Here is a 15,656-nt window from a genome sequence, read left to right as displayed (position 1 = left end):
CAGTATCGTTAGAAAATAATGACTTTTCTTTTACTCTCTATAGAGCAATAACCGATCCAACTTTTCACGGAATAAAATGACTTAAAAGGAACTAAAATCATAACGACGATAATGCGTAATTACCCAATGAGACATTTTGTCTTATTTGTAGCGAACTAACGCGCCAAATTGTCTCTGTTTATAATTTTGGTGATCTTCCCTTTTTGTCCCAGTCTGTTTTTATAAATGGTGCGAATAGTTTTTAAATTTCGCGTTACGATTTCTGTTCATCACTTTCATTGTCACAATTAAGAATCGGTGTTAACGATAAATCAGCTGTAGGGTGAGCCTCTTTATCGGTATGCGTTATATTTATAGGTTCAATAATAGAGTCAGTGGTATTAAGCTCAGTGGTTGATGTTAATGCTGATATTCCATCATTTTTCAAAGCCTCTGTTGCTGTTTCTGTAATAGTATTTATCCAACCTCGCATTTGTGATGCTATTTCAGGAGCTAAACCTTGCATATTACTGAAATCTTCAGTGCTATCATCCATGTCACTGATATAGTTAAATTCTTCAGAATGAAATAATTTACGTAATGCCGCCTTTTTCACGGACTTAGTTACTTGTTGCTGCATAAATGACGCAACACCTGAGTCATAAGTCACTTTATCAGCATCATCGACGGTTAATTCAATAACTTCGACTTCAGTGCATGGTGTAACAACGGCGGATGTTGATTCATTCTCATCAACGTCAGTAACCTCGTTTACCGCTATAGAAGTAGATTCAATCTTTTCACCATCTGCACTAATTGCATCATCAGTCGTTTCCGTCGTAGGCTCGAGGCTTTCAACAGGTGTTAACTTACGACTTGACCAACGCTGAAAGAAATTAGTTGCCACTTGAACGTCCTTTTTTCTTATCGCCGCCACGTTTACGTTTAAATTCAAACAATTCCCCATGGCGACCTAAAAAGGCTTCCATCCATGCTTGAATTGCTAATGGAACATCAATATGCAAAACCACATAGTCACCATCCATATAACGTGCCGCTACACCTTGCGCTGCGGTAACTAAAACAGGCTTTAATTGCTCATTCTCTTCAGCACAAATAAAGAATAAATGTGGACTCTGTGAATTTAAATTAAATCGATACTCCATTCGCTCATCACGAAAAAGTTCTAGAGGCATCATGTAGTTACCAGCCCCTATATCAGAAAATGCCATATCAACGGCGAGATCTTCTTCATACAAACAAATGTCTTCAATCGTCCATGCATACGTTGTCCAACGACCTACTTGGCGTTCTTCTGCTTGTAAGCGAAAATTAATTGGCCAAACATGTTCATTTTTCTTTAATTCAAGTTCTGCTTGTTTTGGCACATTCACTCCTACTGGCGGGTTCTATTTCGCCTTTATCTTGTTATTTAATCACTTTTTAGGTTAAGCGATATTTCACTTAATAAGCAGACATAAGCAAATATTAGACCAATAACAAGAAACCACATTAAAAGTGCGCATTTTTATCAATCTCAGCCTATTAACGATAGATTGGTGAATGTTAGTAATATTGGAACAATCTTTGCTTAACTTAGGTTTCAGTATTCATAATTAAACACACCACAATTATTATGCAGGGATCTCAAATGGCGACATTGCCTAAAATTATAAAAACCAAAACGACAGTGCAGCAGACGATGTCGGTAGAAATTATTGATGAATATGGTGATCCACAAACAAAAGAGATCGCCTGTGAACATCCACTAACTGTGTACCTTAATTGGGTTGAAGTAGTAACACTGATGACCCTAGGTGAGCGTCCATCCGCATTAGTATTAGGCTATTTAAAAAACCAAGGCTTTATTAATGACCTTAGTGCTATTGAATCAGTAATGATCGATTGGGAAACCAATGCTGCGGTTGTTATAACTCATGAAAATACTGAAAACTTAGCGCAGCAATTAGAAAAGAAAACCGTCACCTCTGGCTGTGGGCAAGGCACGATGTATGGCAATGTAATGAAAAAGCTTGAAGGTATTACCCTGCCACAACCGAAAATTAAACAATCGCTGTTATATGGTTTACTTGAAGCATTGACTCATCATAATAACACCTATAAAGCCGCAGGCGCTGTCCATGGTTGTGCCGTCTGTAAAGGCACTGATATTTTGTCGTTTGTAGAAGATGTTGGCCGACATAATGCAGTTGATACCCTTGCCGGTGAAATGTGGCTGCAACAACAAACTGGTGAAGATAAGATTTTCTATACCACAGGTCGCTTAACTTCTGAAATGGTCATCAAAGTCGCGCAAATGGGTATTCCGGTGCTGTTGTCTCGTTCTGGGGCGACACAAATGGGTTACGACCTTGCTAAAAAACTCGGTATTACTATGATTGCTCGTGCTAAAGGATTACGTTTTCAAATCTATAACGGTAGCGACAATATAGAACTAGATGTTAAAGGCCACAAAAGTAAAGGTAACCAAGAATAATGGCTGATTTTCCTGAATTTATGAATGCCAAATTAGTCGCTGAATATCTCGACCTTAATGAAAAGAAGGTTTATGCCTTAGCCAATGACGGACTATTACCTGCAACAAAAGTAACGGGTAAATGGCTTTTTCCTAAAGCAATGTTAGATAAGTGGTTATTAGAATCTTGCCATAATGGCGTATTAACCGACCGATTATTGATTGCAGGCTCTGACGATCCATTGCTGCAATGTGTGGTGGGAAAAATGGCAAATCAACTCGGTAGTACTGCCCTTGTCGGTTATACCTCAACAGGCACTCGTCAAGGATTGGCGATGTTAAGCAAAGGTCATGTTGATATCTGTGCTATCCATTGGGGTAATGTAGAAGAAGCCAGTTTGAGACATCCAGCATTACTGCAACAATACCCCGGTCATAAAAACTGGGTCTTAATCCATGCCTTTGAGCGTAAACAAGGGCTAGTCGTAAACTCAGAGCTAGCGGATGCCGTTAATAGCCGCTCAATTCAACTACATGAGTTACTGTCTCCCCGTTGGCGTTGGGCGTTACGCCAACAAGGCGCAGGAAGTATGCGAGCATTAGAAGAATGGATCCATGGTCATGGGTATAACATGGCCATGCTTAATCAAGTTGATTGTTGTAACAGTGAACGAGAATTAGCATCTGCTATTGCAAGAGAACAAGCGGATATTGGCTGTGCTAGTCAAAGTACCGCAGGAGAATTTGGATTAGGGTTTATTCCTTTATGCACTGAAGCGTTTGAGTTAGTGATCCCTAAAAATATTTACTTTCGTACCCTACAACAACAGCTGTTACAGTCATTAACCAATAGTGAAATTCAAGCTCATGGGGATCAACTGGGGGGATATAATTTTACTCGTACAGGCCAACAAGTGTGGAGTGCTAATTAATTTACGCATTACTCGTCAAGGTCATCATTTGATGGCCTCCCTACCACATTAATGATTGCATTATAAATAATTCATCAAGACAAATCCCCTACAAAATAACATCTAACAGTTAGATCAAAAAACGACAAATAACAGAATGCATGCATAACAACTATTTTTATTTATTACGCTGGTACTTAAAATAATCCATCCTCGACACAATCATCATTACAAGTAATTAAATGCCGCACAATCAATCTTACTATCAATATATCGAACAATTATTTTATTGAATGTTGTTTCATTAGCAACTTATGTTTAACTGCTGCTTTTATACTCTATTATAAGTAGGGTTTACACAAACATGACTTGCTTAACCACAATTGAAAAGATGACAATATCAGGATAATTATTACCCTCTTAAATGGGATCCAAGGAGCCATTGTGCGCAACGCTTTATTTTTATTTTTTACACTTGCAAGTGTCAGCTTTTCTTCTTTCGCAAGTACCAACACCAGTAAACTCAAATCAAGTAATCTTCAGACTGCTTCTGTGAGTAATTATGTTATCGATCTAAGCTCAGGGAAAACGCTTTATCGCAAAAATTCCAATGTCGTGATGCCTATCGCGTCATTAACCAAGCTAATGACCGCAATGGTGACATTAGACGCTAAGTTACCGCTTAACCAAAAAATTACGTTCACTAAAACGGATAAAGAGCATATGTACAATACATATTCTCGTGTTCGTATTGGCTCAGAATTAAGCCGTGGCGAGACAATGCACATTGCATTAATGTCATCTGAAAACTTAGCTGCTGCTGCACTTGCAGCTAATTACCCAGGTGGTTACAACGCGTTTATTCGTGCAATGAATGCTAAAGCTAAAGCACTTGGCATGACGAATACTCACTTTGTTGATAGCTCAGGTCTTAACCCTAAAAACCGTTCAACAGCATCAGACGTTGCTAAGATGGTACGCGCTGCTTATAAGTATTCTGCCATTCGTAATTACAGCACCAATGGCGCCGTACATACCGCTTACTTTTCTAATCCACGTTATAAATTAGGCTACACCAATACCAATGCGCTTGTACGTGGTAAAAAGTGGATCGTTAACCTAAGTAAAACAGGCTTTCTTGATGAAGCTGGTCGTTGTTTAGCAATGGTTACAACGATTGATGGTAAGAAGATCCTAATGGTGATGCTTGATTCACAAGGTAAAATGACACCAATTGGTGACGCAGGTCGTATTAAGCAATGGTTACAAACAGGTAAAAGCAAACCAATTACAGCAGATGCTAAATACTACCAACAGCAAAAATTGAAAGAATTAACCAAATAATTAATTGTTATTGTTCATTCATAATGTAAAAAGCCAGCATTCAATATGCTGGCTTTTTTTATCATTTACCATAAAGCGACAAAACGTTTGATGACCGATTCGAAGATGTCTTCCAATCCATTCACATTAGTAACCTAACATCTCATTTTAATTATTATTACCATCGAAATCATTTGGTTATGATTAAAAGTTAACATCCCTTCCCTGTATTTTCAACCGATAAGAATCACCTGAAAAATGGCAGCTCACGTTTACATTTTATAAAACACTCCCCCTCGTTCACCCTCTTGCTGAACAATAAAAAAGGCGGATGATAGCCCTGTTCATTCAATATTCATCAAAGCCGTTAATTATGAAAATGCATTTGAAACCCGTTATTGGCAAAAAGACAGTCCTTGCATGTGTTATTGCCCTTGCATCTGTGAGTTATGCCAACGCAGCAACTTCTTATACACAAAATTTAACCCAATACCCCCCTAAACTATTACTTGAGCAAATTACAGCACCTGTAACTGGCGCGTTATACCAAACTAAATTAACCGACCAACAACAAAAAATTGTTGAACAAGCTAAATTAGAGAAAAAGAATGGCTGGTGGCATGTAGGTATTAAAGGTAATGCTTTTGATCGTGGCTTCCAATATGGCTACCTTATCGCACCTGATTTTAAATTAGCGTGGCAAGATAGTTGGAGCATGACCTACCTAACAACAGGTGTTCCTTATAGTGCGTGGCAAAAAGCCGCATTAGAACAAACTAAAGGAAAGATTCCCGTAGAACTTCGTCAAGAAATGGAAGGTATTGCCAAAGGCTTAAATGCGGCAGGTTTACATGTCACTCTTGCTGATATTATTACTTGGAATGACATGATTGAGCTTACTGGTTACTGGTGGCCTTCAGTGGGGATGCATAATTATACCAAGTGGGTTGATCCTGGTTTAATTAATACATCCGCATTCCCTGCCCCGTATACAAAAGCTGAGATGAACACTAATAATGTTGAACTCAGTAAAAACAATGCCAATATTGAAGGTGCTAAAGGTAATTGCAGTGCTTTTATTGCGACAGGTAAAGCGACTGATAATCAAGGTATTGTCATTGGTCACGAAACCTTTAATGACTTCTGGTCTGGTCAATTTTCTAACGTCATTTTAGATATCACACCAGAGAAAGGTTACAAAATGGCATTCCAAACAGCACCAGGCATGATTGAATCTGGTACCGACTTCTGGGAAACAAGCGCAGGTCTTGCGGTTGTAGAAACCACGTTAGCCAACGTGATGGATTGGAAAGCGGGTGGCATTCCTGAATTTATTCGAGTTCGTGAAGCAAGTCAATATGCTAATAACATTGATAATTGGATAAAACTTGAAGAAAAAGGCAACAATGGTGGTTATGCTAATACATGGCTCATAGGTGATATTAATAACAACCATATTGCTAAGTTTGGTCAAGGCCGTGTTTATCAATACTTTAATGAATTAAAATCAGGCTACTTCACTGGCGAAAACGTCTCTGTCGACCCACGTTTACGCTATATTGAAGGTTCTGATGTTGATTACAACGATATTCGTCAACAAGAAGGTGCTCGTCGTTTACGCTGGATCCAACTGATGCATAAATATAACGGTAAAATTAACGTTGCAACAGGTCAAAAAATGTTGGGCGATACTTATGATGTCTATCTAAACAAAATGGATGCATCATCACGTAATATTTGTGCTGAATATGATAAAGACTCACAACCTTATGTTTCTGATCCTGCTGCAGTATGGAATGTTCCTTTTACACCAGCAGGTTCTGTTGATGGTAAAATTGCCAACAGTAACGACATTAAAAATTTAACTATCAATGCTCGATTTGGTCGAGCTAACGGTGCGCCATTTGACGCAAAAGCCTTTATTAAAGCCCACCAGCAATGGGGATGGCAATCAGGCTATTTGTTAAGCCGTCCGTCAGAACCATGGACTGAAATGAAATTTCTTTAATTAATTAAAACCTTATATCGCGGTCATTGATTATTTTTTCGATTCAATATGACCGCGATTATTGTCATTACTCTCATTTCATTAAAAAATTAAACATTAAAACAATATGATACAAACATATAGGCTATGCTTTATATATCTTCAAACCAAAGGAGCATCTATGCCGCACACCGAAATGATTATTCCTTCCTCATTTGGGCTGATTAGCCGAATATCTCTTACCGCCTCACTGTTTCTTGTCGTTGGTTTATCCATTATGTAATTATGGATTATATTACAATCAGCTAAAACACAATGCGACAAAAAAGCCCCTTGGTAACTGCTATGAACAAGCAGTTACCAAGGGGCTTTTTGTTATTCATAAATCTGGTTTTTGTTACGCTGTCACATGAAGATCTAGTTCACTGGGCGATTCTTTCTTATGTTTAAGATATACGGTAAATGTGGAACCTTGACCTTCTACAGAATCAACCGTTATTTCTCCACCGACATTAGCCACAATACTCTGACTGACCGATAAACCTAATCCCGTCCCCGACCGACGAGTAGTGAAAAAAGGATCAAAAATACGCTGCATATTTTGAGCAGATATACCACATCCATGATCAGTAATAACGACCATAGCACCAAGCACTTCACCCTGATCATCTAACCAATCATTAGTGGCTATCTTCAATAAACCTTTATCATCCATGGCATGGATACCATTCATCTGTAAATTAACCAGCACTTGTAATAATTGGTGACGATTAACTTCAACACTGCATTTAGCGGCAAGATTAACCTCAAATTGAACATCCATTTTTTTAGTGCCAGAACGAACAAGTGTTAAACTCTCTTCGACGATCAAATTTAGATGATGCCATGTCACTTCATCTTGCACGCCGCCTTGACGACTGTATTGCAATAAACTGCGGGTAATATTACGAATACGATCAATTTGAAGGTGAATGGCAGCCAGCTCTTCTTGAACATCAGCCGTATTATCACCAAGTTCAAGCTGAATTAATTCAATATTACCCAAAATAACTGCCGTCGGATTATTAATTTCATGCGCAATACCTGCGGTTAACTCACCCAATGCGGCTAATTTTTCTGTTGCCACCAGCTTAGATCGTGCTTGATGCAATAATTGAATGTGGCGCTCTAATTCTTCCGTTTTCTGATGTAAGCTTTGAGTACGCTGTTCGACCTTTTCTTCTAATTCTATCGCGGTCAGTTTTATGAGTCCGTTACGTTGTTCTAATTGATCTAACATTGAATCAAATTGCTTACCCAATATTTGTAATTCATGCCCTTCAGATAGATCTAACTTACCTACTCGTCGTTTTAGACCCATCTGCACAGCTTTAGCAACCTGATAGATTTTTTCAATCGGTAAAAACAAATCACGCGAACCACGATACACAATGACACTGGTAAATATCAGTACCAATAAGATACTCACACTCATTTCAATAATGTTGGTTAAATGACGGTAAATGAGGGGCCACTGTAAATAACCCGTATAGAGCATGCCAACGACTTTACCGTCATTTGCATGTAACGGCTCATAAGCAGAAACATACCAACTATCATACACAAAGGCGCGATCAACAAACGTTTTTCCTTGCTGTAAGACATGTTGTCTAACCTCTTCAGAAACACGCGTTCCCACAGCTCGACCAATAAGGCTAGCACTGTCTAATGGCACATTAGTACTAATGCGCACATCCCCCATAAACAAGGTAACAGTGCCAAGGCTGCCAGCTGGCAAAGTGCCTTCGGCGTAAACCAAATCACGAATACGATCAACCAGCGAGGTACTATTATTTAATAAAATACCACCATCTAAAATCCACTTTAGATCGCCTTGTTGGTTAAATATAGGTACCAAACTACGACTGATCAGGCCTTTTTGTTCTATCGTGCCTTCGGTAAGTAAAGGTAATTGTGCTTTGGCTGGCAAATTGGGGTTTAAATTATAAAGTGCCGCACTGTCTAATACTTGAAAAAATGTCTGTTCTTTACCTGATAATAACAACGCCTGCTCTTGGCTTGAAAATAGATTCAATTTACTCACAGGATGCAACACCACAAAATCTAATTGATAATGTTTATTTTGCTGACGAACCCAATCGAGTAATGTTACTTCATTAAAACGTAATCGACGTTGAAAGTCGTAAGAGTTAGCAAAGGCTTGTAGTTCCATTCGCTGCTCTTTTTTAAGCAATACCATACTATGGTGCGCAACGGCTAAATCGGCTCTTACATTCATTAATGCATTTTGCCAGGTGTAAGTAATCGTCCAGTAAAAAGTAATGGCAATTAAGGTCAATAATGTCAGAAAAATAGGCACAGAAGTCAGTACTAATAACCGATAGCGCACCATGGTCTGAAATCGTCGTAACCACATCAAAACAAATGCTTTTACTTTCATAGTATTAGTTTCATTGTAATTCTTCTGTCCATTCTTTATATTTGCGCTCTAATGTTTTCCTTGCCACACCGAGCTGGCGAGCTGCTGCAGATTTATTACCTTCACTAGCATCAACAACTTGCATGATATGTGCTTTTTCAACTTCTTTTAAAGTCCATGTGACCGGATAACAATATTGTTCTTCACCATCTTCATGGCATTGACATGGGCGTTGGGAATCGACGTTATTAAGTTCAAGTTCTTCTCCCGTTACCCCTTGCTCATTTGCAATAGCAACAGGTAATGCATCACCTTGTAATTCACGCCAATAATCAGCAGGCGGCTTACCCAATAAAATACACCGTTCCATCATATTACGTAATTCACGAATATTTCCGGGCCATGAATAAGCTTGCATGGCCAAAATATCTTCATGAGTCCAACTGATGGCTTTCATACCAAGATCTTTAGATAGCTGCACGGTAAAATGATGGGTTAATGATGGAATATCTTCTACACGTTCACGTAATGATGGCAAATCAATAGTTAAAACATTTAATCGATAGTATAAATCTCGACGAAAACGGCCTTCTTCAACTTCAAGTTTTAAATTTCGGTTGGTTGCGGCAACAATACGAACATCAATTTGAATTTCCCGCTCAGAGCCAACAGGACGAATCGCTTTTTGTTCTAGTGCGCGTAACAATGATGACTGCATTGCTAATGGCATTTCACCGATTTCATCTAGAAACAATGTGCCATTATTAGCGACACGAAACAGACCTTCGCGGCTTTTCTTGGCGCCAGTAAATGCACCGGAGACATGACCAAACAGCTCACTTTCTAAAAGTTCAGGCGCAATAGCACCACAGTTAATCGGAACGAAGGGTCCTGTACGCTTACTTAACTGATGTAATGCACGAGCGACCAATTCTTTACCCGTTCCCGACTCGCCTTCCACTAAAACTGCGGCAATAGACGGTGCAACTTGGGCTATGAGTTTTTTCATTTGCTGTGTTGCTGGCGCATCACCAATGATATTAACAGGGTAACTACGCTCAACATCACGTTGCAATGCAAAATTTTGACGTTCAACTAATCGACGTTCAATGCATCGATTTACCGATTGCATCATTTGATCAAGGTTGAAGGGCTTTAGAATAAAATCAGATGCGCCAGCCCGTAAGGCTTGAATTGCCATTTCTAAATCGGCATAACCCGTCATAAAAATTACATCACTACGACGTGTTGTCGGATCAAACGCTTCATGCCATTCAATACCTGAACGGCCGGGTAAGTTAATATCAACAATTAACAAATCAAAATGACAACGTTTTCGAATTTTCTCAGCTTCTTCAATACTTCCTGCGGTATCTACTTGAGCAAATTTTTTACTTAACGCTTTCTTTAAAATCGTGCGCATTCCTGGTTCATCATCAACCACTAACACAGAAACCGCCGTCCAAGAGGAAGACAAACTAAAATTAGACATAGATACCGAGACATTTTAACCAAACTAAATTTTGCGACATTTTGTCTCACTATTAATCATTAAGTCAAAATAGTTTTATCATTCAGTATAATTTCGGTTACCTTTAACCTATTTTGAGTAATATCTGATACCAAAAGCACATAATTAGTCCTTTTCATCAACATTAAAAAGATGGCACTTTATTTGCTTATTAGCAGACCTGCGCGATGTATTTCGGTGGTATGGGTCATTTTGGCGCAACTATCGCCAATAAAGCTTCGTGACTCATTATCTCAACATTTTTTAATGCAACCCAATCGATCAGGAACGTTGATGAACTTATTAAAAACAACTTTGGTTATTCTTGGCTGCGCATCAGCAACGATAGCTTATGCGACCACAGAAACTGCAATGAATAAAACTGTGCGTCTAGCAACAACCACCAGCACCTATCATTCAGGATTACTGGATTATTTATTGCCTGTATTTACTAAAGATACGGGTTATACCGTAGAGGTGTTAGCCGCAGGTACCGGAAAAGCATTGCGCATGGGTGAACACGGCGATGTAGATTTAGTCATGACGCATGCACCACAATCAGAAGCACAGTTTGTTGAAAAAGGGTTTGGTGTATTACCTCGTAAATTAATGTACAACGATTTTGTTTTAGTGGGACCTAAAAACGACCCAGCTGAAATTAAAGGCGATAAAAATGTTGCTGACGCACTAAAAGCTATTGCTACTGACAATGCAACATTCATCTCTCGTGGTGATGATTCAGGCACAAACAAAAAAGAATTGAACATTTGGGCTCAAACAAAAATGGAGCCTAACTTTGGTGGTTATAAAGCTGTCGGCCAAGGTATGGGTCCAACGCTAAATATGGCGTCAGAATTACAAGCCTACACATTAACAGATCGTGGCACATGGTTAGCATACGAAACCAAACTTGATCTTGAAATCATGGTTGAAGGTGATAAACGCCTATTTAACCCTTACCAAGTGATTTTAATCAACCCTAGCCGCTACCCTGATCTTAACTACCAAGGAGCTAAAACATTCAGTGATTGGTTAGTTAACCCTAAAGCACAAAAGCTTATTAATAACTACCAGCGTCATGGTAAGCAATTATTCGTTGCTGATGCACAAACACAATAAAGATAACATTCTAATTTAATGTAACATTTCGCCGATAGCTGTTTATTTAACACATTAATTATAATGAGATCACAGTTATAACATAACGTTTTAGACTTACTGTTAATAACGTGAATGATCACACTATCGGCGTATTTTTTTAGGTTAAAAGAAACACTAACATGAATATTTGGCAGACAACGCAACAAGCGACCCAACTCCTTTTTAGTGGCGATAGCGCACTTTGGGGTATTGTTGGCGTGTCATTTTCGGTGTCTCTTTTTGCCATTGCCTTAGTGATTATTCCCTCATTACTGATCGCTTTTGCGTTAGCTTATGGCAAATTCCCTGGACGCTGGTTAACTTTGTCATTAATGAACACACTACAATCAGTGCCAACGGTGGTGATTGGATTACTGCTTTACATGTTGCTCTCTCGTGCTGGCCCTTTGGGAGATTGGCAAATGCTGTTTACTCAAAAAGCGATGATCTTAGGCCAAGTTCTGATTTGTTTTCCATTACTTATTTCGATGATGCACGCCGCATTTCAAAACAGTGATCGACGTGCATGGGAAACAGCGATCACTTTAGGCGCTAGCTATCCGCGAGCTTTACTTAGTTTAATGTGGGAGAGTCGATTTCCACTACTTGCAGCAATTATTGCTTCTTTTAGCCGCGTGATCACCGAAGTCGGTTGTTCAATGATGGTCGGTGGCAATATTTTAAATTCAACACGAAATATTCCGACTGCTATTGCACTTGAAAGCTCAAAAGGCGCATTTGCTCAAGGGGTCGCCTTAGGAATGGTGTTACTTATTTTAGCCTTAGGTCTAAACTTTATTTTATCTATCGCGCGTGGCAAAGCCCATTTGCGAACTAACTAAGGGAGGCCTTCTTATGGTTCATGCTTCAATTCAGGCACTCGACCTTTCTGTTCGCTTTAAAAGTCGGTTGCTATTTCACATTCCTCAACTAAATTTAGCGCCTAAAGATGCCATTTATTTAACAGGCGATAATGGTGTCGGTAAAACAACCTTATTGAAAGTCTTAGCCGGGTTACAAAAACCCACGACAGGCAATGTTAATATTCATCAGCATACTTTTTTTAAACGTCTCTTTAGCGGACGCTATGAAGGGAGTATTATCTATTTACACCAAACACCGTATATGTTTGATGCTACAGTATTTAACAATGTATGCTATGGACTAAGGTTTGCGATTAAAGATCGCCAAAAACGTCGAAATGAAGCCATTAATGCGCTACGAATGGTCGGCCTTGAAACTTTAGCAGATGAACATGTCTCAGTATTGTCTGGTGGTGAACGTCAACGCGTCGCAATGGCACGCGCATGGGTGCTTAAACCCAGCGTATTATTAATGGATGAATCCAGTGCCAGCATGGATCAAGAATCCATCAATCGCCAAGTTATTTTAGCGGAAGATTTATTGTCACGTGGCACCAGTTTAGTGATTACTAGCCACCAACAAAATGCACTAACTGCACTTTGTCGCCGTCAATGGACAATCAATGACACCCAATTAATTGAACGAGCCGATCTTCAACTCGTTACAGATATCAAAAACAATAAGGATAATTATGCCTACGCCTGAACAAACCCATTGGGTCATTTTAGCGGGTGGCCAAGCCAGCCGTATGGGAGGCAACGATAAAGGCCTGATTGAACTTGCAGGTCAACCTTTTATTCAACATGTTATTGATACACTTAGACTCCAAACACCTCATATCAGTATTAATGCTAATCGTAACCAAAATATCTACCGTCAATATGGGGATGTATTTGGAGACAGCATTGAAAACTACCCAGGTCCTTTGGGTGGTATGCACGCCGCGCTGCAGTACATAGATAACGATTGGATTGGTTTTGTTCCTTGTGATTGCCCACAACTTCCTCATGATTTAGTCTCGCGTATGGCAATGGCATGTAAGCCTGATACCGATATTGCTGTTGCACATAATGGCGATTACATTCAACCTGTTGTTACTCTATTACATCGCCGAGTTTTACCTAAATTAGAAGCTTTCTTAGCAAATGGCGATCGCAAGATCATTCTGCTTTATCGCCAATGCAATATGATCACCGTTGATTTTAGTGATCAAACTGATGCTTTTATTAATCTCAACACCCCTGAGGAATTATCACAATTTGGAGCACGCCATGACTCAAATTAACGCATCAGTGCCATTATTAGGCTTTGCTGCATTTAGTGGTACTGGAAAAACGACCCTTATTGAAGCGATGTTACCTAAATTAGTTGAGCGTAATCTACGTGTTGCTGTTATTAAACATGCTCATCATGATTTTGATATTGATCAACAAGGCAAAGATAGCTACCGCTTACGCAAAGCAGGCGCAAGCCAAATGCTTATCTCCTCTCGTTACCGCCGCGCATTGATCACTGAAACACCGACAACAGAAGCAACTTTAGCGTATTTAATTCACCAATTAGATCAAACCAAACTCGATCTTATTTTAGTGGAAGGTTTTAAAAGTCTCGATTTCCCTAAAATCGAATTACGTCGTCAAGCAATCAATAAGCCGTGGTTATTTCAAAATGATAACAATATTATTGCCATTGCGAGTGATATCAAAACCGAAACGCACTTGCCACAAATAAGCATTGATGATGTTGAGCAATTAACTGATTTCGTAGTTCAATACAGTTTTCAATCACAACAACCTATAACAACAGCGGGTTGTGATGATGTTCAGCCACAAGGTATGTTATCTGTTGAACAAGGCCGACAATGTATTCTTGAACAAATAAAAACCATTAATAACCCACAAACAGTTGAGCTAAAACAGTCACTTGGCCATATCGTACACACTGATATTCTTTCACCAGTTAACGTACCACAGCACACTAACTCGGCGATGGATGGGTACGCTATTCGTGGCATAGATATTGGTTTAAATAGTTATACCGTTGTTGGTCAAGTGCTTGCAGGACATCATTACCCTCACCCACTACAAACAGGTGAAGCGGTGCGCATCATGACTGGCGCTCCTGTTCCTCAAGGTGCTGACACGGTTATCATGCGTGAACAAGCACATCAAGATGGTGACATTGTCACGTTCGATATGTCGATGGGCGCTATCAAAATGGGTCAAAATGTCCGTTTAGCTGGTGAAGATCTGGCGATTGATCAAATTGCCGTTGCAAAAGGACAAACCATCACATCACCAGAGCTTGGTATGGTCGCCTCACTGGGTCTTAATAAAATAACCATCAATACTCCTCTTCGTGTCGCAATTTTCTCAACCGGTGATGAAGTACAAGCTCCCGGTGAAGCACAACGACAAAACTGTATTTATGATTCCAACCGCTATAGCCTGTTTGCCCTACTAACTCGTCTCGGTTGTGAGGTGGTCGATTTAGGTATTATTGAAGACAGTGAAACCGCACTTGAAGCAACATTGAATCAAGCGAGCCAACACGCAGATATGATTCTATCTTCAGGGGGGGTCTCTGTTGGTGATGCTGACTACATTAAAACTATTCTAGATAAACTAGGGGAAATTAATTTCTGGCGAATAAATATGCGTCCAGGTCGTCCACTTGCCTTTGGTCATATTAATGATATTCCATTCTTTGGGTTACCTGGAAATCCCGTTGCAGTAATGGTGACATTCTTACAATTTGTTGAGCCCGCTATTCGCAAGCAGCAAGGCTATCAAGATTGGCAACCGCAAACATATACAGCTATAGCCGCTGAGCCTTTACGTTCTCGTATTGGGCGCACTGAATATTTACGTGGTTATTATAACTGGGATGCCAATGGTCGACTTGCCGTTAAAACTATTGGCTCTCAAGGATCTGGTATTTTACGCTCAATGAGTGAAGCTAATTGCCTGATAGAAATTCCGCCACAACAAGAACATGCCCATATTGGCGATAAAGTCACTGTGATTCCACTTGATATACGCTTATAG

Annotated in this window: 13 protein-coding genes; 9 read left to right on the top strand and 4 right to left on the bottom strand. The window is 39.5% G+C overall.

What is annotated here, in order from left to right; genetic code table 11:
• Positions 1 to 253 precede the first annotated feature (253 nt).
• Together VXS03_RS09890 and VXS03_RS09885 are read right to left on the bottom strand one after the other, a co-directional pair.
• Complete coding sequence (locus VXS03_RS09890) at positions 254 to 886, bottom strand: DUF3306 domain-containing protein (RefSeq protein ID WP_327763536.1); 633 nt, start codon at positions 884 to 886, stop codon at positions 254 to 256.
• Positions 876 to 1,367: a DUF3305 domain-containing protein gene (locus tag VXS03_RS09885; protein ID WP_327763535.1), complete on the bottom strand. Its 492-nt coding sequence runs from the start codon at positions 1,365 to 1,367 to the stop codon at positions 876 to 878. The genes VXS03_RS09890 and VXS03_RS09885 overlap by 11 nt, the downstream gene beginning before the upstream one ends.
• Before the next feature lie 263 nt (positions 1,368 to 1,630).
• Between VXS03_RS09885 and fdhD the strand changes: the two genes are divergently transcribed.
• The 4 genes from fdhD to VXS03_RS09865 all read left to right on the top strand — a co-directional run bounded on the left by fdhD (position 1,631) and on the right by VXS03_RS09865 (position 6,697).
• The gene (gene fdhD, locus VXS03_RS09880) at positions 1,631 to 2,476 is read left to right on the top strand and encodes a formate dehydrogenase accessory sulfurtransferase FdhD (RefSeq protein WP_327763533.1); all 846 of its coding nucleotides are present in this window, start codon (positions 1,631 to 1,633) and stop codon (positions 2,474 to 2,476) included.
• Positions 2,476 to 3,387, top strand: a complete 912-nt coding sequence (locus VXS03_RS09875; protein WP_327763531.1) for a helix-turn-helix transcriptional regulator — start codon at positions 2,476 to 2,478, stop codon at positions 3,385 to 3,387. The genes fdhD and VXS03_RS09875 overlap by 1 nt, the downstream gene beginning before the upstream one ends.
• A gap of 423 nt (positions 3,388 to 3,810) precedes the next feature.
• Positions 3,811 to 4,710: a D-alanyl-D-alanine endopeptidase gene (gene pbpG / locus VXS03_RS09870; RefSeq protein ID WP_327763529.1), complete on the top strand. Its 900-nt coding sequence runs from the start codon at positions 3,811 to 3,813 to the stop codon at positions 4,708 to 4,710.
• Positions 4,711 to 5,062: 352 nt separating this feature from the next.
• Complete coding sequence (locus VXS03_RS09865; protein WP_327763527.1) at positions 5,063 to 6,697, top strand: C45 family autoproteolytic acyltransferase/hydolase; 1,635 nt, start codon at positions 5,063 to 5,065, stop codon at positions 6,695 to 6,697.
• A 376-nt stretch (positions 6,698 to 7,073) separates the two neighbouring features.
• Here the strand turns inward: VXS03_RS09865 and VXS03_RS09860 are convergent, their stop codons facing one another.
• Complete coding sequence (locus tag VXS03_RS09860; protein ID WP_327763526.1) at positions 7,074 to 9,116, bottom strand: sensor histidine kinase; 2,043 nt, start codon at positions 9,114 to 9,116, stop codon at positions 7,074 to 7,076.
• 10 nt (positions 9,117 to 9,126) lie between these two features.
• Complete coding sequence (locus tag VXS03_RS09855; RefSeq protein ID WP_327763525.1) at positions 9,127 to 10,587, bottom strand: sigma-54-dependent transcriptional regulator; 1,461 nt, start codon at positions 10,585 to 10,587, stop codon at positions 9,127 to 9,129.
• Positions 10,588 to 10,899: 312 nt separating this feature from the next.
• On the opposite strand from VXS03_RS09855, the gene VXS03_RS09850 reads away from it, so the two are divergent.
• From VXS03_RS09850 to VXS03_RS09830, 5 genes are all read left to right on the top strand, one after another.
• Complete coding sequence (locus tag VXS03_RS09850) at positions 10,900 to 11,724, top strand: substrate-binding domain-containing protein (protein ID WP_327763524.1); 825 nt, start codon at positions 10,900 to 10,902, stop codon at positions 11,722 to 11,724.
• Between the two features lie 161 nt (positions 11,725 to 11,885).
• Positions 11,886 to 12,587 carry an ABC transporter permease gene (locus VXS03_RS09845; protein ID WP_327763523.1) on the top strand — a complete coding sequence of 234 codons (702 nt, stop codon included), beginning with the start codon at positions 11,886 to 11,888 and terminating at the stop codon, positions 12,585 to 12,587.
• A 13-nt stretch (positions 12,588 to 12,600) separates the two neighbouring features.
• Entirely contained in the window at positions 12,601 to 13,314 is a 714-nt protein-coding gene (locus VXS03_RS09840; RefSeq protein ID WP_327763522.1) for an energy-coupling factor ABC transporter ATP-binding protein, read from the top strand.
• Positions 13,301 to 13,894, top strand: coding sequence for a molybdenum cofactor guanylyltransferase MobA (mobA, locus tag VXS03_RS09835; protein WP_327763521.1), 594 nt, complete (start codon positions 13,301 to 13,303; stop codon positions 13,892 to 13,894). Before VXS03_RS09840 ends, mobA begins: the two co-directional genes overlap by 14 nt.
• Positions 13,881 to 15,656 (top strand): bifunctional molybdopterin-guanine dinucleotide biosynthesis adaptor protein MobB/molybdopterin molybdotransferase MoeA, encoded by a 1,776-nt coding sequence (locus VXS03_RS09830; protein ID WP_327763520.1) that lies wholly within the window; start codon positions 13,881 to 13,883, stop codon positions 15,654 to 15,656. Before mobA ends, VXS03_RS09830 begins: the two co-directional genes overlap by 14 nt.

The organism is Photobacterium sp. S4TG1 (genome assembly GCF_036040035.1).
Taxonomy (GTDB): domain Bacteria; phylum Pseudomonadota; class Gammaproteobacteria; order Enterobacterales; family Vibrionaceae; genus Photobacterium.
Note: the sequence above shows the minus strand (reverse complement) of the source record. Positions and strands in the feature narration are given on the sequence as shown.